This is a genomic window from Lachnospira rogosae (ex Hitch et al. 2025), from assembly GCF_040096455.1.
Classification (GTDB): Bacteria; Bacillota; Clostridia; order Lachnospirales; family Lachnospiraceae; genus Lachnospira; species Lachnospira rogosae.
In genome coordinates this window covers 352,455-375,828 of record NZ_JBBMER010000002.1, presented here as the reverse complement: position 1 = coordinate 375,828, position 23,374 = coordinate 352,455, and the positions used below count along the sequence as shown (strand labels likewise).

The window sequence follows — 23,374 nt, the reverse complement described above, 5'->3', positions numbered from 1 at the left end:
CATAGTGATAAGAGAATGCAATATAATAATTAGAACTATATTGAAAGATATTAAAGCTACATTTTGGAGTATTAACTCTACATTTTGTTGACAAACAGGTTGCAGAGGGGTACAATACAACAAATTGTAGCTTTTTGCTTTATATCTTATTCTATAAAGCAGATAGTGATTGGAGATGATAATATTATGAAGGCTGACAGAACTATATATTATAGTTCATACACAGATGATGTTGTTAAAAGCCACAATCAGAGTTTTAAGTTAAAGACTAATTACGAATGGATAAATAACAGCTTATTATTTAAAATGGCTTCAATGGTTATATATGTATTGGCAATAGTTATAGGTTACATATGCTGTAAGTTATTTTTTAATATAAGCTACAAGAATAGAAAGCTTTTAAAGAAGTGTAAGAAAGATGGCTATTTTGTATATGCCAATCACACACAGCCTGTAGGAGATGTTGTAATACCAGCACTTGCGTGTGTAGGAAAGAGAGTATATGTAATAGTAAGCCAGGCCAATTATGGAATACCCGTTATAGGTAAGATACTTCCAGAGCTTGGTGCACTTCCTGTTCCGGATTCCATAAGCCAGTATAAGAAGTTTACAGAAGCGTATAAGAAGCACATTGAGCAGGGTCATCCTGTTATTATATATCCTGAGGCACACGTCTGGCCGTATTATACACAGATAAGACCATTTGAGAAGACGTCATTCCGTTTTCCAGCGGAGCTTAATAAACCGGTGTATGTGATGACGACAACATATACGCATAGACATTTTCTTAAGAACATTATAAAAAGACCAAAGGTCAATGTGTATATTGATGGACCGTTTTATCCAGACACAGGTGCAGGAATAAAGGATAACCAGAAGATGCTTCACGATAGGGTATATGAAGTTATGAAGTCGCGAAGTCATCTTAGCGATTATGAATATATAAGATATGAAAGAAAGAATGTTATGTAATAGCATTGCAGGATTACAGATATGAATATATTGTTTTGTGGAGATAAGAATATACAGAATGGGCTTCTTATAGCGGTTATATCATTATTGGAACACACCAAAGAAGACCTTGATGTATATGTATTAACGCTTAATATGTCTGTTAATGATAAGCATTATGAGCCGATAGATGGCAGACTTTCTGACTATTGTAATACAGAATTATCGAAGAAATATGATAACAGGCTTCGTATTAAATTTATTGATACGTCCGGTTTATTCAATAAAGAAGTGCCTCTTGCCAATATGTCGACAAGATTTACGCCATGCTGTATGTTAAGATTATTTGCAGATGAGATAGCAGAGCTTCCAGACAGGCTGTTGTATCTTGATACTGATATAATATGCAGAAAAGATTTTACAGAATTTTATTATCAGAATATGGAAAATGTAGAGATAGCTGGAGTTCTTGATTATTACGGAAGCTGGTTTTTTAGAAAGAACATTTTTAAAAGAGATTATCTTAACTCGGGAGTGCTTCTTATGAATATGGTACAGTTAAAGAAGACAGGACTTTTAAAGAAATGCCGTGAAATGTGTACTTCAAAGCAGATGTTTATGCCAGACCAGTCGGCACTTAACAAGCTATCGGTTAACAAGAAAATATGTGAAAGAAAATATAACGACCAGAGAAGACTTCACAGTGATACAGTATTCCAGCATTTTACAACACATTTTAAGTTCTTTCCTTATGTCAGGACAGAAACAGTGAAGCCGTGGCAGACAGAAGAAGTATTTGGGGTGCTGAAAATCCCAAGAGAAGAATACGAGGTATTGTTTAATAAATACAAAAATGCTTTGGCAGAGCTTGGCAGCTATGAAATATAATTATTATTTATGAGTATTTGTACAGATTAATGAAATTAAAATATGTAAATAAAAATATTAAAATAATTAAAATAATAAAGATAATTGGAATGGAGAATTAATATGATTAACAAGAATGAGATAATACCAATATTTTTTACAATTGATGATGCATATGCACCATATCTGCATGTTGCATTAATATCACTTATTGAAAATGCTTCAAAGGACAGAAACTACAAGATAATAGTAGTTTACCAGGAGCTTAATGAGGAGAATAGAAATAATCTTGCTGAACTGGTTAAGGATCATCCTAATTTTGAGATGGAATTTAAGTATATGAAGCAGAGCCTTGATATGATAACAGACAGAATTGAGAACAGACTTCGTTCAGATTATTTCACAATGACAATATATTTCAGAATATTTATTCCAGATATGTATCCGGAATATGATAAGGCTATATATATAGACAGTGATATAGTTGTTCCTGGCGATATATCAGAGCTTTATGATACAGATATGCACGGCAATCTTATAGGAGTGTGCAAAGATAGTTCGGTTAATGATGCTCCTGAACTGCAAAGATATATGACAGAATCTCTTGGTTTAAAGCTTGGTGATTACTTTAATTCAGGTATGCTTCTTATGAATATGAAGGCTTTAAGAGAGGCTAAGCTTGCAGAGCATTTCTTATATCTTCTTAATAAGTATCATTTTGACTGTATTGCACCAGATCAGGATTATCTTAATTCTATGTGCTATGGTAAGATAGAATATCTTGAATCTTGCTGGGATGCAATGCCTAACAGAAACAAGCCTGAGAATCCATCACCTAAGATAATTCATTATAATTTATTTGATAAGCCTTGGTGTTATGACGGAATTCAGTACGAGAGTTATTTCTGGGATTATGCTAAACGTTCTGTTTATTATGAAGACATTGTTAAGAGCAAAGAGAATTATTCAGATGAACAGAAGGCAGAGGATAAAGAGCATATGGCTGATCTTTTCAGAAGAGCAGGAGCTAATGCAGATACAGAAGTAACATTTAGAAAAGTGCTTGAAAGTGGAGAAAAGATAAGATTATGATAATAGGTGGAAGCAAGAAGGAAGTTGTTGCTAATATTAAAAATGCGGCAGATAACGGAAGGTTTAATGACAAAGTAGAAATCGGCGATCCGGAACTTGACAGTACAAGAAGAAAAAAGCTTCTTGGCAAATATGTAAAACAGCGTAATGAAATTCCATATCATTACAGGAACTGGCTTGCAAGAAGAATTGTTGATTTTATAACTTTTGGCGTTAATGCTAATACAAAGGTTGTAGGTGCAGAGAAGATTAAACATATTAAATCAGGAGCTATTATAACAAGTAATCATTTTAATCCTGTTGATACAACGATTATAAGATATGGAATTAAGAAGGCAAGAAGATACAGAATGTTTATCGTAAGTCAGGATACTAACTTTGCAATGAAAGGTTTTCTTGGTTTTCTTATGAGATATGCAGATGAAATTCCAGTCAGCAAAGATAAGGATTATATGGAAAGACATTTTTATAGAACACTTAATAACCTTCTTGTTAATAAGAAAGAGTATATTCTTATATATCCAGAGCAGGAAATGTGGTTTAATTACAGAAAGCCTCGTCCACCAAAGAGGGGGGCATACTTTTATGCAGCCAAGTTTAATGTTCCGATTATATCGTGCTTTGTTGAGATGAAAGATATGGATAAGGATGATACAGAGGAATTTAAAAGAGTTAAGTATGTTCTTCACATATTAGACCCTATATATCCAGACCCGGAAAAGAATGAGCGTGATAACAGCTTTGATATGATGAAAAAAGATTATGAGCAGAAGAAAGCAGCTTATGAGCAAATATATAAAAGGCCTCTTGATTATGCTTTTAGTGACAGTGATATCGCGGGCTGGAAAGGGACAACAGAATAGCAGAGGCAATTTTGTACTGTGACTTTAATAGTCCTTGTACAGGAAAATAACAGAAAAAAGAATATTAAAAGTAAAGTGTGTATCTGACAGGCAGCTATAATTGGGTAGTTATCTGACGGATACACATTTTTTGTGTAATAGTGAATTCTGATAGAATTCATTTTAAAATTAAAATGCCTTAAATGAGAAAAATTATCCTTGCAAAATACCCACAGGGGGTATATATTATAGATGATGATATTAACACAGTAATATAGCAGGCGAAAGGAGTGGTTGAATGGCAGAAGATAAACAATGCTGTTGTGGCAGCAAGATGAAAGAAAGAAGTGATTCAGAGAAGAAGCTTCTTCTTAACAGATTAAAAAGGATAGAAGGCCAGATAAGAGGAATATACGGTATGGTTGAGAATGATGCCTACTGTATAGATATTCTTAATCAGGCACTTGCCGCTAACGCGGCGCTTACTGCATTTGATAAAGCATTACTTTCTAATCATATTAAGACCTGCGTAGTTGATGACATAAAGAATGGTGATGATGAGGTAGTTGATGAACTTATTATGACAATGCAGAAGTTTATGAAGTAAGAAAAGAGGTATATATGGGAACAGCGATAATAATTGTAGTATTAGTTATTATAGTAATATTTGCAGTAAAAAGCGGCATAAAGCACGGCAAAGGAGAAGGCGGCTGCTGTGGCAGCGGTGGAACAATGAAAGAGGACAAGAAAGTGCTTGCAGGTGACATAATTGCAACTAAGCTTGTAACAATTGAGGGTATGCACTGCGATAACTGCAAGAACAGCATAGAACATCAGATTAACAGAATAGATGGAGCGGCCTGTGAAGTTAATTTAAAGAAAAAGACAGCTGCAATACAGCTTGATAAGCCTGTTGATGATGATTTAATAAGAAGAACTATAGAAAGATTAGATTTTAAGGTAGTAGATATTAAGACAATATAATTAATGTGCTTAACAGATTAAGGGAGGAGATGATACATTTTGAAACAATACAATGTTACAGGGATGACCTGTGCCGCGTGTCAGGCAAGAGTTGAGAAAGCTGTATCCAAGGTTCCTGGTGTAACTAGCTGTTCAGTCAGTCTGCTCACTAATTCAATGGGCGTTGAGGGTGCAGCCGCAGACGAGCAGATAATAAAGGCAGTAACCGATGCAGGATATGGTGCAAGCATAAGAGGTTCAGAAAGTTCAGGTAGTAAAAGTGAAGGCAATCAAACAATAGCAGGACTTGAGGAATCGCTTAAAGATACAACAACACCTAAGCTTGCCAAAAGACTTGTGGCATCGCTTGTATTTCTGCTTATACTTATGTATTTCAGTATGGGACATATGATGTGGGGCTGGCCGCTTCCAGGTGTACTTGAGAATAACCATATAGCTATGGGACTTATACAGATGCTTCTTACAATAATAATTATGGTTATTAACCAGAGATTTTTTATAAGTGGTTTTAAAAGTATGCTTCACGGCTCACCTAATATGGATACGCTTGTAGCACTTGGCTCTGGTGCAGCATTTTTATACAGCACATATGCCTTATTTGCGATGACTGATGCACAGGTGCGTATGGATATGGATGGTGTAATGCATTATATGCACGAATTCTATTTTGAGTCAGCGGCAATGATTCTTACACTTATAACAATAGGTAAAATGCTTGAGGCCCATTCAAAAGGAAAGACAACAGATGCACTTAAAAGCCTTATGAAGCTTGCGGCGACAACAGCGACAGTAGTTATTGATGGTAATGAACAGGTTGTTCCGGTAGAACAGGTTCACAAAGGGGATACATTTGTTGTAAAACCAGGAGAGAATATTCCTGTTGATGGTGAGATTATAGAGGGTATGAGTGCGGTTAATGAGTCAGCCCTCACAGGAGAGAGTATCCCGGTCGATAAAAATGTCGGTGACAGTGTATCAGCGGCAACTCTTAACACATCAGGTTATATAAAATGTGTTGCAACAAGAGTAGGTGAGGATACAACTTTATCAAAAATTATACAGATGGTAAGTGATGCGGCGGCAACTAAAGCACCTATTGCAAAGATAGCAGATAAGGTATCAGGAGTATTTGTGCCTGTAGTAATAGGAATCGCAGCAGTTACTATTATAGTGTGGCTGTTAGCCGGACAGAGTGCTGGATTTGCACTTGCAAGAGGAATATCGGTGCTTGTTATAAGCTGTCCTTGTGCACTTGGACTAGCAACGCCAGTTGCTATTATGGTTGGTAATGGTGTTGGTGCTAAGAATGGTATAATGTTTAAGACAGCCATTTCACTTGAACAGACTGGTAAAATGCAGATTGCTGCCCTTGATAAGACAGGTACAATAACAGCTGGTGAACCGGTAGTTACTGATGTTGTAAGTGCAGATGGAATTACTGACGACAAGCTTATATCAATAGCGAAGCTGTTAGAGGCAAGAAGTGAGCATCCACTTGCTAAAGCTGTTGTGAATTACGATTATACAGCAAAGCAGAATGATTATTCAGATATTATATCAATAGATGTATCAAATGCAGTTGCAGGAAATGGGCTTGAAGCCAGTGCACAGTATATTAAAGCATTTGAGGCGGACAGTGCAGATATTTCTGATAAAATCAGCTTATACGGCGGTAATGCAGATTATATAAGCAAAAAGGCAACAATACCACAAGAATATATAAAAAAATCCTACGAGCTTTCAGGCGATGGAAAGACACCTATGTTCTTTGCAACAGATAAAGAATTCTTAGGAATTATCGCTGTTGCCGATACAATAAAAGAGGACAGTCCTAAAGCCATAAAGGAATTAAAGGATATGGGTCTTTATGTTGTAATGATAACAGGTGATAATGAAAGAAGTGCCAATGCGATAGGAAAGATAGCAGGTGTTAATGAGGTTATTGCAGGAGTTCTTCCGGACGGTAAGGAAAAGGAAATACAGCGTCTTAAGAAGTATGGCAAAGTAATAATGGTTGGTGATGGAATTAATGATGCACCAGCATTGACATCAGCAGATATAGGTATTGCGATTGGTGCAGGAACAGACGTGGCGATTGATGCAGCAGATGTTGTTATTATGAAGAACTGCTTAAGTGATGTTGCGGCGGCTATCAGGCTCAGCCACAGGACGATAAGAAATATCCACGAGAACCTGTTCTGGGCATTCATATACAATATAATAGGAATTCCACTTGCAGCAGGTGTGTGGATACATCTGACTGGCTGGGAGATGAATCCTATGTTTGGTGCGGCGGCGATGAGCCTTTCAAGCTTCTGTGTTGTGACTAATGCTTTAAGGCTTAATCTTGTAAAGATATATGACACAGCAAGAGATGAGGTATACAAAAAGAAAGCTGCCAGAAAGGGTCTTATTGTTAAGACAACAGACAATACTGATAATAGCCCTGTGAATAATATTACATCACAGGATATTAATAATAAAAGAAAAGAGGATAATAAAATGACAAAGACAATGAATATTGAAGGTATGATGTGTGGACACTGTGAGGCAAGAGTAAAGAAGGCATTAGAGTCAGTTGACGGTGTAAGCGGGGCAGTTGTAAGCCACGAGAAGAATGAGGCTGTCGTGACACTTGCAAAGGAAGTTGATGATGAGGTACTTAAGAAGGCTGTGGAGGAGCAGGATTATAAGGTGATAGCGATAAATTAATTGAGGTTGTGAGCGAGGATTGGGGAAGCTTATAGTTACAACGAAGACACGTTTGCACTGAGTGTCGCTCGCAGCGGTACTAAGTCGCCAGCCAGGGCTGCCGACTAAGGACCGGCGGCTCCCCATCGTCTTCTTATGCAACTATAAGCTTCCTCAATCTGATTTACGTTCTTGAAGTGATTTGCTTAGGAATTAATTTATTGATGAGGGACACTAACAGGGGGAGAAGAGGGTATCAGGGATTTTGGTAGATATTGACTTTTCTGTTTTTGATTGGTTTCTTGAAGATTTTGGATAATAACTGACGCTCGCCCAGACTTATGTCTGGGCATTGCTGGTTGTTGGGGGAGTATATGTTGATTGGTGGGGTGTGATGATTTTTTGGCTGGTATGTTGTTGACTGGGGTTTTGAAGATTTTGGATAGTAGTGACGCTCGCCCAGACTTATGTCTGGGCATTGCTGGTTGCTGGGGGAGTTTATACTGGTTGTTGAGAGGGGTGTGTTGTTTGGTTGTGAGGGAATGTTTTTGCTGGAGTTGGGGGATTAGATGGGAAAGTTTAAAAAAGGGTTAGGAAACATATATTAAGTGTGCTATACTGTATCTACTTAGTAAATATATTTGATTACAGGAGGACAAAAGATATGCTTTCTAATGATGCTAATATACTGAAAATTAAACATGAAATATTATATCAGGTTGCAAAGCTTGCTTATGCTGGACAGCTTGAAGAGAAGAAGGAGGAGCTTCCATATGAGCTGCTTCCGGGACCTCAGGCGAAGTACAGATGTTGCGTATACAAAGAGCGTGAAGTTGTAAGACAACGTATAAGACTTGCAGAAGGAAAGTGTCCATCAGAAACACCTAAGACAGGTAAGGATAATGTGGTTCAGGTTATAGAAGCGGCATGTGCTGACTGTCCACTTTCACATTATATAGTTACAGATAATTGTAGAAAATGTATGGCTAAAGCCTGTCAGCAGGCGTGTAAGTTTGGGGCTGTATCTATGGGGCGCGACAGAGCTTATATTGACCCTGACAAATGTAAAGAATGTGGTCAGTGTGCTAAAGCCTGTCCATATAATGCTATTGCAGATTTGATTAGACCTTGTAAGAAAATCTGTCCGGTAGGTGCAATTACTATGGACGAAAATGGTATATGTGAGATAGATGACAGTAAATGTATTAAATGTGGACATTGCATACACGCCTGTCCATTCGGTGCTATTGGTTCTAAGACAGATATAGTTGATGTTATTAAGGCAATTACATCAGGTAAAAAGGTTGTCGCTATGGTAGCACCGGCAATTGAAGGTTCATTTGGTGCAGATATTACAATGGACAGTATAAGAACAGCCTGCAAGAAAGTTGGATTTTCTGATATGGTAGAGGTTGCCCTTGGTGGTGATATGACAGCCGGTGCAGAAGCAAAGGAATGGCTTGAAGCTAATAAAGAGGGCAAAAAGATGACAACATCGTGCTGTCCTGCATTTGTTAATATGATAAAGAAACACTATCCTGAATTAACAGACAATATATCGACAACTGTATCACCTATGTGTGCGGTTTCAAGAATGTTAAAGTCTAAGGATAAGGACACAGTAACGGTATTTATCGGACCTTGTATTGCAAAGAAAGATGAAAGACGTAACAAGGACTTAGAAGGAAATGCTGATTATGTTCTTACAGTAGGTGAGTACAGAGCAATGCTTAGAGCTAAGGACGTTAAGATTGAGGCTGAAGCTAACAGCAGCCAGCAGGCAAGTGTATATGGCAAGAGATTTGGTAATGGTGGTGGAGTTGCTGCCGCTGTAGTAGAATGTATGAAGGAGTTAGGTGAAGACCCATCTAAGTTCACTATAGAAAAATGTTCAGGTGGAGCAGAATGTAAGAAAGCACTTACGCTATTAAAAATGGACAGACTTCAAGCTGACTTTGTTGAAGGAATGGCGTGCGAAGGAGGCTGTGTAGGCGGACCTAGCCATCATCGTTCAAGCAAGAATGAAATGCTTGTAGCCAAAGACAGGGATAAGCTCTTATCAGAAGCCGATGACAGAAAGATATATGATAACCTTAAGAGCTACGATATGGAAGCATTTTCTATGCATGCAGAATAAGAAGTGAGGAATAAAATGAGATTTGAAGGTATCAAGAAGGTTTTAGACGGACATTTTATTAACAGATATGATATTACATATACAACAGAGGATAACAGAACCAAGGTATATGAAATAATAAGCCGTAATGATAATGTGAGTTCATTGGCTGACCTTCATAATGACAGACCTGACGGGGTTGTTATAGTTGCGACAGATATTGATGGCGGGAAAATACTTATCAATAAGGAATACAGAATGTCCGTAGGAGATTATGTATACAATTTCCCGGCGGGACTTATTGATGAGGGCGAAACGGCGGAGGTTGCGGCTAAGAGAGAGCTGAAGGAAGAAACAGGACTTAATCTTATAAGGATTGATGATAAGCTTTATGACAGCTACAGTGCAATAGGTTTTTCAAATGAAACTAATCAGGTAGTCATTGGAAAGGCAGAAGGAACATTTTCTAAAAGTACATCAACTATGGAAGAAATAACAGCTTCGTGGTACACTAAAGAAGAAGTGAAAGAACTTCTTAAGAATTGCAGATTTGCGGCAAGAACACAGGCATTCTGCTATATGTGGGCTAAGGGAGGCTGTTAATGAAGATACATAAGAAAATGTTGGTGGCAGGCTTGATACTTATTATGTTATTAGCAATATCAGGCTGTGGTAGAAAGAATATTAAAATTGCTCTTTACCAGTATACAGAGAATGAAGACGGAACGCTTACAATTACTGCTCTTACAGATAAGGGCAGGTCGGAAGATGAACTTGTTGTTCCAGCAGTTCTTGACGGTAAAAGTGTATCCACAATAGGCGATGGTGCATTCAGGGACGATACGATGATTAAAAAAGTAACTATAGAGCAGGGTATAACCTACATATCTTCAAATGCTTTTTTATCTTGTTATAACCTTGAAGAAATAGTCATACCAGAGTCAGTTGAAGATATAGGCACACACGCATTTACTGAAACCAGATGGAGGGCAGAAAAGTTAAAGGACTCTAATGATATAATTGTCAATAATATTCTTTATGAAGCTGACCAGAATAAAGAGAATTACTCTATTAAAGATGGAGTTGTAACAATTGCCTCAGGTGTATTTTATAACAATACCAATCTTAAGAGTGTGACAATACCATCATCAGTTAAGAACATTGGTACATATGCTTTTTCAGGCTGTACTAATCTTACAGAGGTGATACTTCCAGATGGTTTGGAAAATATAGGCTATGCGGCATTTATGTCAAGTGGAATTAAAGAGATAACAGTGCCAAAGAGCGTAAAGAATATCGGACAGGATGCATTTCTTAATATAACGGTTAATAGGTAATTGTCTGTTACAGATATCAGTGGTGGTAGGCAGTTTAATTGATACTAAGAATATTGTTAAATTATTGCGATAATATTTTAAGAACATAAAAACTGCGGGATATATTATATAGATGATATTTGAGTATCATTTATGTATGTCCCGCAGTTTTATTTAATTATATGGTATATTACATAAAAGACACTATGTGACGATTATGTGCACCCGCACGAAAAGGGTCTAAAATCCAATACATTAATTGTAATGAGCTTAAGCAAGAAAATCTTTTCGCATAGGATTGAACACATCGACAAGTATGCCGTCTTCAAGTGCGGTAACGCCGTGCTCAACATTAGATGGCATATACACACTGTCGCCTTGATTTACAATCTTGGTTTCGCCACCAATTGTAAATTCAAAGCTTCCCTTGGCAATATAAGTAATCTGTAAATGTTCGTGCTTATGAAAGTTCCCCTTAGAGCCTTTCTTAAAAGTAATCTCGCACATCATAAGGTCATCAGAATAACAGAGAATTTTGCGTGTGACTCCTGGTTCACAATCAGTAGGTATAACATCTTTATTATATTTAAACATAAAAACTCCTTTTCCTGCCTGACACTCACTTTTAAATATGAGGAAATCAGACATATTAATTGTATTAATTAAAGTGTATAAATCTTTAAAACCAGTGTCAATACAATTAATTATCAAAAAATAGACAAAAAGACAAAATATCTGTATGATTATAACTAATAAATTAATCAGGTATAGCTAATAAGAAATTATTGTGTTTTGACAAAGCAATTTTTATCTTATTTAGTTATACCCCGATAGTAAATAGCGAGCAGGTTTTAGAAATCAAAGATTTCTAAAACCTGTAAAGCGGCCCTCCGGATTATTTCCATTAAATACAGCCGCTATCCAGTTATATGACTTTACTATATTGCAAGCTGGGTGCTTTTGCAGCCGTCGGCACTTAGCGTCTGTCCTTTAGCCGCTTAGTGTCCGCTACGGCTACAAGCAGCGAAAGCGTGCCCAGCGGTAATATAGTAAAGTTACCTAACGTCCGTCCGCCACCAAACATTAAATTAAGAAACAATCCACCAAACAGTAAAGGAGCACTAAGTGAAACCACATATGAGATATATATGCTTAATTTTATCCATAATATGCCTTGCCTACTATATACTATGTGTATCATATGCAGGTCGTAAATCTTCATTTATATGGATATGGCTTTTAGGTACAATTTTCTTTGCAGGCTTATACATAGCAGGAACACTAGATGCCAAAGGAATTATAGATATCCCACAGCTTGTCAAGAATATTGTAAGAGTTGTCATAATAACAGGATTTGTTATATTTGCAATACTTGAGAGCCTTATAGTTATAAGTATGAAGCAAAAGCCAGATTATAATTGTGAATATGTAATAGTGCTTGGCTGTCAGATAAGAGGCGACCGAATAACACGTTCACTTAAAAGAAGACTTGACTCTGCCTATGATTACGCATGTATTAATACAGAATGTAAGATAATAGTATCGGGTGGACAAGGACGTGGCGAGAATAAGACAGAAGCACTTGCAATGTATGAATATCTATGCGAAAGAGGTATAGATAGTGATAGAATAATTATGGAAGATAAGTCAACAGATACTAATGAGAATATGAAATATTCCGTACAATACATTTCAGATTTCAGCTCTCCGGTAGGCATTGCAACGAATAATTTCCATATATTCAGGTCTAAGCTTTTAGCTAAGGGACAAGGCTTGACACATGTAAGTGGAATAGCAAGCGGGAGCGATGATGTGTTGTTTGTTAATTATATGGTCAGGGAAGCGATAGGAATAGTGAAAGACTTTGTATGCGGGAATTATTAAGATGTTAATGTATGCACTCCATTTTCTGAAGAATAAACAGAGTGTATACATTAATAATAAGCGGATTATGTGGAATTATTTAATTCCATAGAATTCTTTGATGGTATCCAGCAGTTCATAGCACTGGTTGTAGCCGTCATTGTACATAGAAAGGATTTTGTTCTTATCCTTTTCAAGACGAGAAAAGCCCTTGCTTGTTGTAGGTTGTATAGTTATGATACGTCCCTCTTTAACATATTGGTCAAGACCTTTTAGGCTTTCATTGTAGCGGCTGGCTCTTGTAAGCATAGTTTCTGTAAGCTTAGGGTACTGGTTTCTATAAGAATATGCAATAGCCTTAGTAGAGCGTGAAATTGTCTTAGTGTAGCCTGACTGTCTTGTAAGAACGACAATTATTCTGTCACAACCGTCCTCAATGGCTTTAAGATAAGGTATTGAGTCTGATAAGCCGCCGTCCATATAAGGAACATCGTTAATAATAATTGGCGGAAACAGCATAGGCAGTGCACAGGTAGCTTTAAGCACGGTGTTAGTCCTGTCATCACCGGTGTATTTCATATATTCAGGCTGACCGGTAAGAAGATTAGTAACTACACAGTAGAAATCGCCCTTATACTGCTTAAAAGCATCATAATCAAACAGATTAAGTTCATTAGGGATTGTTTCATAGGAGAATTCCAATCCATAGATAGACTTGTTATCTTTATCAATCATATTACTAAGACCGAGATATCTTTTGTCATTGCGGTATTTCATAAGTACATCAAGATTACGGCGGGGCTGTTTTGAAGCCATTGATACGCCGTATGCCGCACCGGCAGATACACCAATCATATAATCTGGCATAATATCATTTTCAACAAGAGCGTCCATAACACCACAAGAAAATATGGTTCTGAATGCGCCGCCCTCAAATACAATTCCTGTTTTCACTTTAGTTACCATCCTTTATAGCATATATTTTCCAATTATCATTTTTATACTAAAATTATGGATTGTCAATAAAATATATGTTAAGATTAATATTAAGATTATAAAAATAAGCATATATGTCTATGATTTTATATGGATTGGTTAAATGCTTTGCAGTTTAATACAATTTTAACATAGCATATTGAATTAAGAGGAAAGGTAAGAGTATATGAAGAAAGTCAGTAATGGATTGAAGCTTATTATGGCGTTTGTTGTTATTGTTGTTGCAGCAGTGTATTACTATATCAAGCTACCGGCAATTAATATACATTCACAGGGATTTTGGGGATTTATTATATTTGTTATGATAATAATTACAATTGCCCAGTGGATAATGAATCATAAGGAGGGAAGCACCAGATATAAAGACATTAATAATAATACAATAAAAGTCCCTCATTTTGAATTTAAGACTAAGGCAGGTAGTATTATATTTAAGGTGCTTCTTAATGTTACGATTGCATTTGTTGTTGTATATGTAGTTGGCAATGTATTATCTTCGCCAATAATTAATGCGGCAAAGTACCGGAATCTCTTAACAGTGGAGAACAGAAGCTTTACAGATGATATCAGGGAAGTTTCGTATGACCAGATTCCACTGCTTGATAAGGAGTCAGCTTCAATAATAGGAACAAGAGTAATGGGAACTATGGTTGATATGGTTTCCCAGTATGAAGTTGCGGATATGTATTCCCAGATTAATTATAAAGAAAAGCCAGTCAGGGTTACACCACTTGAATATGGCAATCTTATTAAATGGTTTGCTAACTATAAGAAGGGTATTCCAGCATATATAAGAATTGATATGACAACACAGGAGGCTGAATGTGTAAGGCTTTCAGAGGGGATTAAGTATTCGGAGTCGGATCATTTTTCAAGATATATATACAGGCATTTAAGATTTGCATATCCAACATATATTTTTGATAGTATTAACTTCGAGATTGATGATGAGGGAACGCCTTACTGGGTATGCCCTGTTAAGAAGTTTAATATAGGACTGTTTGGCGGACAGACAGTAGGCAGGGTTGTGCTTTGTAATGCAGTTACAGGCGAAATGACAGATTATAAGGTGGAAGATGTTCCAACGTGGGTTGATAAAGTGTATTCAGCAGAGCTTCTTATTGATTTGTATGATTATAACGGAAGTCTTAAGCATGGATTTATTAACAGTATTTTAAGCCAGAGGGACTGCCTTAAGACAACGGATGGTTATAATTATATAGCACTTGAGGACGATGTGTGGGTATATACAGGAATCACATCAGTTGGACAGGATAATTCCAATGTAGGATTTGTGCTTATGAACCAGCGTACAATGGAGACACGTTATTATGAGGTTTCGGGAGCTGAGGAATATTCGGCTATGGATTCAGCCAAAGGACGGGTGCAGAATCTTGGATATAAAGCGACATTTCCACTTTTAATTAATGTAAGTGGACAGCCGACATATTTTATGGCATTAAAAGATGATGCAGGGCTTGTAAAATGTTATGCAATGCTTAACATAGAGAAGTACCAGAATGTGGCAATTGGTGATTCTGTTCTTCAATGTGAATCTAATTATATCCAGCTTCTTAAGGATAATGGAATTGTTGATAAATCTACGCAGGAGATTACTAACACAGAAAGTGTAACAGGTGTTATATCAAAGATTATGCCTGTTGTAGCTGATGGCAACACACATATGTATATTATGCTTGACGGACACAATGATATATATGATGTTAATGCTGCGGACAATATTGACATTATAAGATATGAGGCAGGAATGAATATTAAGCTTGAATATATCAAAGCTGGCAATGTCAATACAGTTACTTCAATTATCAGAAATACCGATGGTATGGGAGTATCATATAAAGCTGTTGTTCCTGATAATGCTGTTATCTGCTATTAATTCTTTAGAAAATATTAATCAGTTACCTTTTCTGACAGAATACGACAAGAGAGTTTAGGTATAATAAATCTATAAACAAATTGTATTTTATGACAAAAAATGTTGTAAAATTGGACGGAATTTGATACAATTATAACAAATTGAGAATGTTAAGGAGAAACGTGATGGATATTATTGTAAAGTATATTGATGAATTGCTCGAAAAGAGCACACCAGAAGCACCTATGTGGAATATTGAAAAGATAAGACAGGGTCTTAAGTCTAACTGGAATTATATTGATGGAGTTATGATTAAGGCTGTGCTTCAGATGTATGATGTGACTAAGGATGAGAAGTATCTTAAGTTCGCAGATAATTTTATCGATTACAGAGTTCACGAAGATGGAACAATAGATGGATACAACATTGGAGAGAAGAATATTGATAATGTCAATGCTGGTAAGACTTTATTTGAACTTTATGACCTTACAGGTAAAGAAAAGTATAGAAAGGCAATTGATTTAGTATATTCACAGATTGAGATTATGCCTAGATGTAACAATGAAGCAAGATCTTTCTGGCATAAGGATATATATCCTAATCAGGTATGGCTTGATGGTATGTATATGGGACAGCCATTTTACCTTGAATATGAGACTAAGTTTAATAATAGAAAGAATTATCCAGATATATTTGCACAGTTCAAGTATGTTATTGAGAATATGAAGAATCCTCTTAATGGATTATATTATCATGCTATTGATGTCAGCAGGGAAGCATTCTGGTGTGACAAGGTTACAGGACTTTCACAGCATTGCTGGCTGAGAGCAAGCGGATGGTATGCTATGGCATTACTTGACACTCTTGATAAGGTTGATAATTCAGACCACAAGTATGATGCAGAATGTAAGATGCTTGAGGACGCATTTGTTGAACTTATGGATTCAATGCTTAAGTATCAGGATGAAAGCGGAATGTGGTATCAGGTAGTTAATTATGGTGGTATGGAGAAGAACTATCTTGAGACAAGTGGAAGCTCGATTATGGCATATGCAATTCTTAAGGGTGTAAGATTAGGATATCTTCCAGAAAACTATAGAGAATATGCAGAAAAAGCTATTAATGGAATATGTGATAAATATCTTAACATTAAAGATGGTGAGATGTCACTTGGTGGCATCTGTCTTGTAGCAGGACTTGGTGGCAAGGGTAACAGACCAGGTACATATGATTATTATATGTCAGAGCCAATCGTTGAAGATGATGCTAAGGGTGTTGGACCATTTCTTCTTGCTTATACAGAGATGCTTGCATATAAGAACAGATAATAATTAATTATATAAAGTCAAGTGGGGTCGGTGTTCAGGCATTGACTCCATTTTGTTTAATAGGAGGATTAGATTATGAAGCCATATGTAACTATGGAAGAAGTTATCAGTACACAGGGAGCGGACAGCAGAACACACAGATTCCTTACAGCAGAGAATGGCTGTACTAATGGGTGTGCTTCAGGAACAACAATATATGCTTCTAATGAATTTTCAGATAAACCAGGCGTGCATAATGACCAGGAAGGCTTTTATGTGTTAGAAGGAGAGGGGTATGCCAAGCTTGATGATCTGGTATTTCCGATTAAGGCGGGTGATTCATTTGTTGCACTCGCAGGAGTGGCCCATACGATAAGAACCAAAGAGGGATGTCAGCCTGTTAAGGTGTTCTGGTTTCATAGTGCAAAGTAATTATTAGAGAGGGTTGTTTATGGATGAGAAAAAGTTTGAAACTCTTAGTGAACAACAACAGAAGAAATTTCTGTTCAAAGAGAATATAAGATTGAATGAATTAAGCCAGTCTCTTGAAGAGGACAGACAGCTTATTGATATACAGAAGGGTATGTTAAGAAGCCAGCAGAGAAAGAACCAGCTTATGAAGAAACAGCTTGAGAGCCAGCAGTCTTTATTTGATCAGAAGTGGACTATACTTGAAAAAGAGACAAGACAGCTTGCAATTGACAAGGAGAGGTTTAACAGAGAAAAGCTTATGTACAGGGATAAGGTGTATCGCGAAGCACGAAGAACTATGGCTGATGCAGAAAATGTCAAGATATTCTTTAAAGGTGTTAATGATACTGACTCTGTTAAGAAACGTTACAAAGATTTGTTGAAAATATATCATCCTGATAACACACACGGAGATAATAACATTGTGCTTGCAATTAATGAAGAATATGAAAGATTATTAAGATTTTATCTTGGGACATAGCGGTAAATGTATAGTAACGGTTATTATTATTAGGTTTATTATCCTTTATATTGTTGTTAGAATAATAGTAGTGTATAATACTTGCAAATGATTTATGTATAGGATAAGGAGAGAGAAGAATGTTTAAGATTAATGAGAATTATTTAAAGCTTCCAGGAAGTTATCTGTTTTCAACAATTGCCAAGAAGGTAAGTGCTTACAGTGCAGCTAACCCAGACAAGGAGATTATCCGCCTTGGTATCGGAGATGTTACACTTCCACTTGCACCAGTAGTTATTGATTCATTACATAATGCAGTTGATGAGATGGGTAAGGCAGAGACATTCCACGGATATGCCCCAGATCTTGGTTATGAGTTCTTAAGAAATGCTATTGTAGAGCACGACTATAAGAAGAGAGGTGCAGATATATCTGCTGATGAAATATTCGTAAGTGATGGAGCTAAGTCTGATTCAGGTAATATCGGAGACATCTTCTCGGTTGATAATAAGATTGCAGTATGTGACCCTGTATATCCGGTATATGTAGATACTAATGCTATGGCTGGCAGAACAGGTGATTATATTCCAGAACAGCAGAAGTGGAGCAATGTTATCTATATGCCTTGTACAGCAGAGACTAACTTTGCACCAGAACTTCCCAAGGAAACACCTGATATTATATATCTTTGTTTTCCTAATAACCCAACAGGTTCAACAATAACTAAAGATGAACTTCAAAGATGGGTTGACTATGCTAACAAGGTAGGTGCAGTTATTATATATGATGCAGCTTACGAATCATATATTTCAGAAGAAAATGTACCACATACAATATATGAATGTGAAGGAGCAAGAACTTGTGCCATAGAACTTCGTTCATTCTCTAAGAATGCAGGATTTACAGGTACAAGACTTGGTTTCACAGTTATTCCTAAGGATTTAAAGAGTGGAGATGTTATGCTTCACAGCCTCTGGGCAAGAAGACATGGCACTAAGTTTAACGGTGCTCCATACATTATCCAGAGAGCAGGAGAGGCTGTATATACAGAAGAAGGACAGAAACAGACAGGAGAACAGATTGCATATTATATGAATAATGCAAAGACTATTCTTGAAGGCTTAAAGTCAGCGGGTTATACAGTATCAGGTGGTGTTAATGCACCATATATCTGGTTAAAGACTCCGGATAAGATGACATCTTGGGAATTCTTTGATTATCTTTTAGAGAAAGCTAATGTAGTAGGTACACCAGGTTCAGGATTTGGACCAAGCGGTGAAGGATACTTCAGACTTACAGCATTTGGATCTTATGAGAATACTGTTAAGGCACTTGAGAGAATTAAGGCGTTATAATTTTTGTGAAGCTTATACAACTGTGGTGGTATAGGTTTGGGTTATATTTTATTACGGACGGCAGGGGAGCGGGCTTGCTGATGGCGGGGTGCGGTGCTGTGTAATAAGACAATTGGATATTCTTAAGCTATTCTTAATGCAGGTGGTGAGGACGGACGCATACGCTCCTATTCGCCATCGTGGCTCAGTAGTCGCTTGGCAGGACATCGTGTCCTGCCATTGCTGTTTATTGTAAGAATAGCTTGGAATATTCGCCAATTGTCTTATAAAACACAGCACCACACCCCGCCATCAGCAAGCCCCTCCCCTGCCTGTATTGCGATAAAATGCAACAGCTGTACAGCCGTAGTTGTATAGAGCTTCATAATTTAGAGGAAAGCCAGAACTATATGTAAGAGTTATGCTGTTCCGATGATAAGTCAGCGTACATAATGATACAACCAGCAAAATGGTGAGCGAATACGCAATGCGATGAGCGAGGCGGGCGGGTGACACAGCTAAAGAGGATGATTTATAAAGACAACTGAGATATTCTTAGCCTTTCTTCCCCATAAACCAGCAATGGCAGGACACGGTGTCCTGCCAAGCGACTACTGAGCCACGATGGCGAATAGGAGCGTATGCGTCCGTCCTCACCACCTAAATAAGAAAGGCTTAGAATATCCAATTGTCTTCATACAATACCGTAGCTGTGTCACCCGTTCGTCCGCTCATCACAGCGTGTATTCACCCACCATTTTACGTCCGTCCGCCACCCAATAAAGGTAGAAATCAATCATCAAATGACACATTATTTATATTTGAAGCCCTCCTAATTAAGCCTCAAATCTATCAAACTTAGGCATAAGTGCAACCCCAAGTGCAGTAGGACCTGTATGGCACGAAGTAACAACACCGATACGTGTCTTGAATTCAACTCCTGACTCTAGAAGCTTAGTGCTTATAGCTTCCTCAACTTCTTTTCTGTATTCACTTGCTTCTTCAGGGTTAGTACAATATCCAACTGTTATATCATAATCATTGATATTAAGTCCTGACTCCTGAAAATGCTTGCATAATAATTCGATAACCTTTGCTTTAGCTTTCTTTCTTGTTCTAAAGAAACCGCCAACGCCTATTTCCCCACCCTTCATAATAATAATAGGGCGAAGATTTAACTTGCTTGTAATCATAGTAGCTGTCTTTACAAGACGTCCACCTTTAGTTAAGTAATCAAGAGATTCTGTTGTGAATATAATTCTTCCAAAAGGACGCATAGCTTCAAGCTTCTTAACTGTATCTTCATAAGAATATCCAGCATCTCTCATACACATAGCTTCATATACGAATAAAGACATAGAAGCTGAATTCTGTAAGGAATTGATAACGGTAATCTTAGCATCCGGATAATCTTCAATAATCATATCCCTTGCAGTGCAGGCTGAGTTGTATGAACCAGAGAAATATGTTGTTATACAACAGCATATAATAGGTACACCAGCCTCAACTGATGGCATAAATGCATCAACATAATCTTGAATAGAAGGAAGAGAAGATTTAGGAAATGCGTTCTCATCTGTCATTTTTCTATAGAATTCATCATAGCTGATTTCAAATTGCTCTTTATAATAAGTCTGTCCGTCAAATGTAGTATATAACGGAACTAATGTAACATTATGTTCTTCTGCGTACTCCTTAATCCAGTCACATGAAGTATCACTTATAAGTTTAAACATATGTGCCTCCAACATTCAAATATTTATTTATATATGATAACACATAGTATTCAAAACCACAAGACATAATGATAAAAATGTTTTCAGCTTGACTAAAAAATAATCAGTTATAATTGAATTAAAGTTGTAATTAAAGTGTTATAAAGTATGGTATGAAATAACAAAAAGTGATATACTATAAAATAAATTGATTTAATTAAAATTTTATAAAAACAATACGCTAATAAATAACATTTTATAAAATATCGGTAGATTAAGACATTTAGTAGAAATGGAGATTAATAAATGAAAGTTTTAGCTTTTTTAACAGATGGATTTGAAACTGTAGAAGCACTTGCAGTTATAGATATATTAAGAAGAGCGAATATAGGTGTTGACACTGTATCAATTACTGGTAATAAATCAGTAAAAAGTGCACAGAATATTATAGTTGAAGCTGATAAGCTTATTGAAGATATTAACTGTAACGATGAAGATGTATGCTTCCTCCCAGGAGGACCGGGACACAAGACATATTATGATTGTGACAAGCTTATTGATATGCTTAAGGTGCATAATGAAGCTGGTGGCAGAATTGCCGCAATATGTGCCGCACCAAGCGTACTTGGAAAGTTAGGCTTCCTTAAAGGAAAGAGAGCAACAGCTTTCCCGGGCTTTGAAGATATGTTAGAAGGGGCTGAGGTTGCACCTAAGACAGAGAGAGTTGTTACAGATGGTAATATAACAACTTCAAGAGGAATGGGAACTTCTGTTGATTTAGGACTTGAACTTGTTACTCTTATTAGGGGTAAAGAATTAGCCGATGAACTTGCTGTCAGTACACAGTATATTAATGATTAATTGTATCTGGGGGCAGTATGAGTGAGTATTTAGATTATGATGAAGCTGTCAGAGCCAATAGAGCAAGAAAGAAGAAGGCTATGGCAATGAAGAGAAAAAGACAGGCACAGATAAGACTTATCAAGAGAAATTTATTTGCAGCTATATTACTGTTAGTAATATCGGTTGTCGTCACCAAGTCAGTTAAAGCAATAAGTTCGCACGCAGATGATGGTAATGCACAACAGCAGGCAGTGCTTACAGATAATGTTATAGAAGATAATAATATAACAGTTATACAGCAGGAACCGGTATTTAAGTATGCTGCAAAGTCACCAGACTATAAGGAAATGCTTGATGGTGATATACAGTCACCTTATGTGGCACTTCTTGATGTTACCAATAACCAGCTTATTGCAGGCAAACAGGCAGATACAAGAATATATCCAGCCTCTATGACAAAGGTAATGTCACTTATAATAGCAGTTGAGAATATACAGGATTTGAATAAAACGTACCGTTTTGGTTTTGAAGAGCTTAATAATCTGTATATACAGCAGGCATCAGTTGCAGGTTTTAGTGTTGATGAAGAAGTGACAGCCAATGATTTATTATATGGACTTGCACTTCCCTCAGGAGCAGATGCGGCATACGGAATAGCACAGATAACTGCTGGTTCAGAAGAAGAATTCGTTAAGCTTATGAATGAGAAATGCGAAGAAATGGGATTGAAGAATACACATTTCTGCAATCCGTCAGGACTTCACGATGTTAATCAGTATACAACGCCGGCAGAGATGGCAATGATTATGGAATATGCTATGAGTAATGAGGTGTGTGCAAAGGTTCTTGGAACATACCAGTATACAACTGCGTCTACACCACAGCACCCTGAGGGAATACATCTTACAAGCACAATGTTCTCAAGAATGGTCGGTAATGAAGTGCCGGGAGTAACCATTAAGGCAGGAAAGACGGGCTATACAGATGAAGCCCATAACTGTCTTGTTAATTTTGCAGAAAAAGATGGAAAAGAATATGTAACAGTTATGGCTGCGGCAGGCAACCGCTGGTATGTAATATTTGACGGTTTTAAGATATATGAAAGATATCTTCCATAAATTGGTATAATAAACAGACGGTATAAGCACATAATAATACCAAGATAAGCAATGAAGCTTATCTAATAAAGAATATGTCTAAGGACATAAGGACGGAGGTTTATTATGGCTAGTTCAAATTCAAGTTCAACTTCATCAAAGACTAAGAAGAATGCACAGGATGCACTCGACAGATTTAAGATGGAAGTAGCATCAGAAATCGGTGTCAACTTAAAGGAAGGCTACAATGGTGACCTTACTTCCGCTGAGGCTGGTTCTGTAGGTGGTAATATGGTTAAGAAAATGATCAGAAAGCAGGAAGAACAGATGTCACAGGGTGGCAACTAGGTAAAAGCCATATATTAGATAAATCTAATAATGACATTTTTAAACTGCTGATACGCTTAACTAAACAGTATCAACCAATTTAATAATAAAAGCCGTCTTGCAGGCAGGAATTTGATAATACAGTAATTGTTATATGATAAATAACAATTGCTGGCTCAGTTAATCAATGAACTACTTGTAAGGCGGCTTTCTTAAATATATTAAT

The 23,374-nt window shown here is 36.8% G+C and carries 22 protein-coding genes; 19 read left to right on the top strand and 3 right to left on the bottom strand.

Annotated features, from left to right (window positions below; translation table 11 throughout):
* The first annotated feature begins 186 nt into the window (after positions 1 to 186).
* From WMO14_RS04040 to WMO14_RS03995, 10 genes are all read left to right on the top strand, one after another.
* On the top strand, positions 187 to 972 hold the full coding sequence (locus WMO14_RS04040; RefSeq protein ID WP_055174071.1) for a lysophospholipid acyltransferase family protein: 786 nt from the start codon (positions 187 to 189) through the stop codon (positions 970 to 972).
* Between the two features lie 21 nt (positions 973 to 993).
* The gene (locus WMO14_RS04035) at positions 994 to 1,839 is read left to right on the top strand and encodes a glycosyltransferase (RefSeq protein ID WP_022502573.1); all 846 of its coding nucleotides are present in this window, start codon (positions 994 to 996) and stop codon (positions 1,837 to 1,839) included.
* Positions 1,840 to 1,941: 102 nt separating this feature from the next.
* The gene (locus tag WMO14_RS04030; protein WP_349153313.1) at positions 1,942 to 2,910 is read left to right on the top strand and encodes a glycosyltransferase family 8 protein; all 969 of its coding nucleotides are present in this window, start codon (positions 1,942 to 1,944) and stop codon (positions 2,908 to 2,910) included.
* A complete protein-coding gene (locus WMO14_RS04025) occupies positions 2,907 to 3,773 on the top strand; it encodes a lysophospholipid acyltransferase family protein (RefSeq protein WP_022502575.1) in 867 nt (288 codons plus the stop codon). Before WMO14_RS04030 ends, WMO14_RS04025 begins: the two co-directional genes overlap by 4 nt.
* Before the next feature lie 277 nt (positions 3,774 to 4,050).
* The gene (locus WMO14_RS04020; protein WP_022502576.1) at positions 4,051 to 4,359 is read left to right on the top strand and encodes a metal-sensing transcriptional repressor; all 309 of its coding nucleotides are present in this window, start codon (positions 4,051 to 4,053) and stop codon (positions 4,357 to 4,359) included.
* A 14-nt stretch (positions 4,360 to 4,373) separates the two neighbouring features.
* Positions 4,374 to 4,736, top strand: a complete 363-nt coding sequence (locus tag WMO14_RS04015) for a heavy-metal-associated domain-containing protein (RefSeq protein WP_022502577.1) — start codon at positions 4,374 to 4,376, stop codon at positions 4,734 to 4,736.
* Positions 4,737 to 4,775: 39 nt separating this feature from the next.
* On the top strand, positions 4,776 to 7,448 hold the full coding sequence (locus WMO14_RS04010) for a heavy metal translocating P-type ATPase (protein ID WP_349153312.1): 2,673 nt from the start codon (positions 4,776 to 4,778) through the stop codon (positions 7,446 to 7,448).
* A 643-nt stretch (positions 7,449 to 8,091) separates the two neighbouring features.
* Positions 8,092 to 9,564, top strand: a complete 1,473-nt coding sequence (locus tag WMO14_RS04005; RefSeq protein ID WP_055174073.1) for a 4Fe-4S dicluster domain-containing protein — start codon at positions 8,092 to 8,094, stop codon at positions 9,562 to 9,564.
* A gap of 15 nt (positions 9,565 to 9,579) precedes the next feature.
* Positions 9,580 to 10,146 (top strand): NUDIX hydrolase, encoded by a 567-nt coding sequence (locus WMO14_RS04000; protein WP_055174074.1) that lies wholly within the window; start codon positions 9,580 to 9,582, stop codon positions 10,144 to 10,146.
* Positions 10,146 to 10,880, top strand: a complete 735-nt coding sequence (locus tag WMO14_RS03995; protein WP_055174075.1) for a leucine-rich repeat domain-containing protein — start codon at positions 10,146 to 10,148, stop codon at positions 10,878 to 10,880. Before WMO14_RS04000 ends, WMO14_RS03995 begins: the two co-directional genes overlap by 1 nt.
* Before the next feature lie 249 nt (positions 10,881 to 11,129).
* On the opposite strand, the gene WMO14_RS03990 is transcribed toward WMO14_RS03995, so the two are convergent.
* The gene (locus tag WMO14_RS03990; RefSeq protein WP_022502582.1) at positions 11,130 to 11,453 is read right to left on the bottom strand and encodes a cupin domain-containing protein; all 324 of its coding nucleotides are present in this window, start codon (positions 11,451 to 11,453) and stop codon (positions 11,130 to 11,132) included.
* Between the two features lie 531 nt (positions 11,454 to 11,984).
* On the opposite strand from WMO14_RS03990, the gene WMO14_RS03985 reads away from it, so the two are divergent.
* Positions 11,985 to 12,743 carry a YdcF family protein gene (locus tag WMO14_RS03985; RefSeq protein WP_116443741.1) on the top strand — a complete coding sequence of 253 codons (759 nt, stop codon included), beginning with the start codon at positions 11,985 to 11,987 and terminating at the stop codon, positions 12,741 to 12,743.
* A 75-nt stretch (positions 12,744 to 12,818) separates the two neighbouring features.
* Here WMO14_RS03985 and WMO14_RS03980 read toward each other — a convergent pair whose 3' ends face one another.
* Positions 12,819 to 13,676, bottom strand: coding sequence for a patatin-like phospholipase family protein (locus WMO14_RS03980; RefSeq protein ID WP_349153311.1), 858 nt, complete (start codon positions 13,674 to 13,676; stop codon positions 12,819 to 12,821).
* A gap of 208 nt (positions 13,677 to 13,884) precedes the next feature.
* Here WMO14_RS03980 and WMO14_RS03975 point away from each other — a divergent pair, with 208 nt between their 5' ends.
* The 5 genes from WMO14_RS03975 to WMO14_RS03955 all read left to right on the top strand — a co-directional run bounded on the left by WMO14_RS03975 (position 13,885) and on the right by WMO14_RS03955 (position 19,187).
* Positions 13,885 to 15,615 carry a hypothetical protein gene (locus WMO14_RS03975; RefSeq protein ID WP_055174078.1) on the top strand — a complete coding sequence of 577 codons (1,731 nt, stop codon included), beginning with the start codon at positions 13,885 to 13,887 and terminating at the stop codon, positions 15,613 to 15,615.
* 164 nt (positions 15,616 to 15,779) lie between these two features.
* Positions 15,780 to 16,922 carry a glycoside hydrolase family 88/105 protein gene (locus WMO14_RS03970; RefSeq protein ID WP_055174079.1) on the top strand — a complete coding sequence of 381 codons (1,143 nt, stop codon included), beginning with the start codon at positions 15,780 to 15,782 and terminating at the stop codon, positions 16,920 to 16,922.
* A gap of 75 nt (positions 16,923 to 16,997) precedes the next feature.
* A complete protein-coding gene (locus WMO14_RS03965; RefSeq protein WP_055174080.1) occupies positions 16,998 to 17,333 on the top strand; it encodes a cupin domain-containing protein in 336 nt (111 codons plus the stop codon).
* Positions 17,334 to 17,352: 19 nt separating this feature from the next.
* The gene (locus WMO14_RS03960; protein ID WP_022502588.1) at positions 17,353 to 17,853 is read left to right on the top strand and encodes a hypothetical protein; all 501 of its coding nucleotides are present in this window, start codon (positions 17,353 to 17,355) and stop codon (positions 17,851 to 17,853) included.
* Positions 17,854 to 17,972: 119 nt separating this feature from the next.
* The gene (locus WMO14_RS03955) at positions 17,973 to 19,187 is read left to right on the top strand and encodes an LL-diaminopimelate aminotransferase (protein ID WP_349153310.1); all 1,215 of its coding nucleotides are present in this window, start codon (positions 17,973 to 17,975) and stop codon (positions 19,185 to 19,187) included.
* Between the two features lie 815 nt (positions 19,188 to 20,002).
* Here the strand turns inward: WMO14_RS03955 and WMO14_RS03950 are convergent.
* Positions 20,003 to 20,902 carry a DegV family protein gene (locus tag WMO14_RS03950; RefSeq protein WP_055306178.1) on the bottom strand — a complete coding sequence of 300 codons (900 nt, stop codon included), beginning with the start codon at positions 20,900 to 20,902 and terminating at the stop codon, positions 20,003 to 20,005.
* Positions 20,903 to 21,187: 285 nt separating this feature from the next.
* Between WMO14_RS03950 and WMO14_RS03945 the strand changes: the two genes are divergently transcribed.
* The 3 genes from WMO14_RS03945 (at position 21,188) to WMO14_RS03935 (ending at position 23,169) form a co-directional block, all read left to right on the top strand.
* On the top strand, positions 21,188 to 21,742 hold the full coding sequence (locus tag WMO14_RS03945; RefSeq protein WP_116443742.1) for a DJ-1 family glyoxalase III: 555 nt from the start codon (positions 21,188 to 21,190) through the stop codon (positions 21,740 to 21,742).
* A 17-nt stretch (positions 21,743 to 21,759) separates the two neighbouring features.
* A complete protein-coding gene (locus WMO14_RS03940; RefSeq protein WP_116443743.1) occupies positions 21,760 to 22,842 on the top strand; it encodes a D-alanyl-D-alanine carboxypeptidase family protein in 1,083 nt (360 codons plus the stop codon).
* A gap of 105 nt (positions 22,843 to 22,947) precedes the next feature.
* Positions 22,948 to 23,169, top strand: a complete 222-nt coding sequence (locus WMO14_RS03935; RefSeq protein ID WP_022502593.1) for an alpha/beta-type small acid-soluble spore protein — start codon at positions 22,948 to 22,950, stop codon at positions 23,167 to 23,169.
* The last annotated feature ends 205 nt before the right edge of the window (positions 23,170 to 23,374 follow it).

Coding starts and splice junctions, on each gene's coding strand:
- WMO14_RS04025 (WP_022502575.1), top strand. CDS start 2,907: ATGATAATAGGTGGAAGCAAGAAGGAAGTTGTTGCTAATATTAAAAAT.
- WMO14_RS03950 (WP_055306178.1), bottom strand. CDS start 20,902: ATGTTTAAACTTATAAGTGATACTTCATGTGACTGGATTAAGGAGTAC.
- WMO14_RS03955 (WP_349153310.1), top strand. CDS start 17,973: ATGTTTAAGATTAATGAGAATTATTTAAAGCTTCCAGGAAGTTATCTG.
- WMO14_RS03960 (WP_022502588.1), top strand. CDS start 17,353: ATGGATGAGAAAAAGTTTGAAACTCTTAGTGAACAACAACAGAAGAAA.
- WMO14_RS03945 (WP_116443742.1), top strand. CDS start 21,188: ATGAAAGTTTTAGCTTTTTTAACAGATGGATTTGAAACTGTAGAAGCA.
- WMO14_RS03940 (WP_116443743.1), top strand. CDS start 21,760: ATGAGTGAGTATTTAGATTATGATGAAGCTGTCAGAGCCAATAGAGCA.
- WMO14_RS04000 (WP_055174074.1), top strand. CDS start 9,580: ATGAGATTTGAAGGTATCAAGAAGGTTTTAGACGGACATTTTATTAAC.
- WMO14_RS04035 (WP_022502573.1), top strand. CDS start 994: ATGAATATATTGTTTTGTGGAGATAAGAATATACAGAATGGGCTTCTT.
- WMO14_RS04005 (WP_055174073.1), top strand. CDS start 8,092: ATGCTTTCTAATGATGCTAATATACTGAAAATTAAACATGAAATATTA.
- WMO14_RS04040 (WP_055174071.1), top strand. CDS start 187: ATGAAGGCTGACAGAACTATATATTATAGTTCATACACAGATGATGTT.
- WMO14_RS03965 (WP_055174080.1), top strand. CDS start 16,998: ATGAAGCCATATGTAACTATGGAAGAAGTTATCAGTACACAGGGAGCG.
- WMO14_RS03935 (WP_022502593.1), top strand. CDS start 22,948: ATGGCTAGTTCAAATTCAAGTTCAACTTCATCAAAGACTAAGAAGAAT.
- WMO14_RS03990 (WP_022502582.1), bottom strand. CDS start 11,453: ATGTTTAAATATAATAAAGATGTTATACCTACTGATTGTGAACCAGGA.
- WMO14_RS03970 (WP_055174079.1), top strand. CDS start 15,780: ATGGATATTATTGTAAAGTATATTGATGAATTGCTCGAAAAGAGCACA.
- WMO14_RS03975 (WP_055174078.1), top strand. CDS start 13,885: ATGAAGAAAGTCAGTAATGGATTGAAGCTTATTATGGCGTTTGTTGTT.
- WMO14_RS03995 (WP_055174075.1), top strand. CDS start 10,146: ATGAAGATACATAAGAAAATGTTGGTGGCAGGCTTGATACTTATTATG.
- WMO14_RS04030 (WP_349153313.1), top strand. CDS start 1,942: ATGATTAACAAGAATGAGATAATACCAATATTTTTTACAATTGATGAT.
- WMO14_RS04015 (WP_022502577.1), top strand. CDS start 4,374: ATGGGAACAGCGATAATAATTGTAGTATTAGTTATTATAGTAATATTT.
- WMO14_RS04020 (WP_022502576.1), top strand. CDS start 4,051: ATGGCAGAAGATAAACAATGCTGTTGTGGCAGCAAGATGAAAGAAAGA.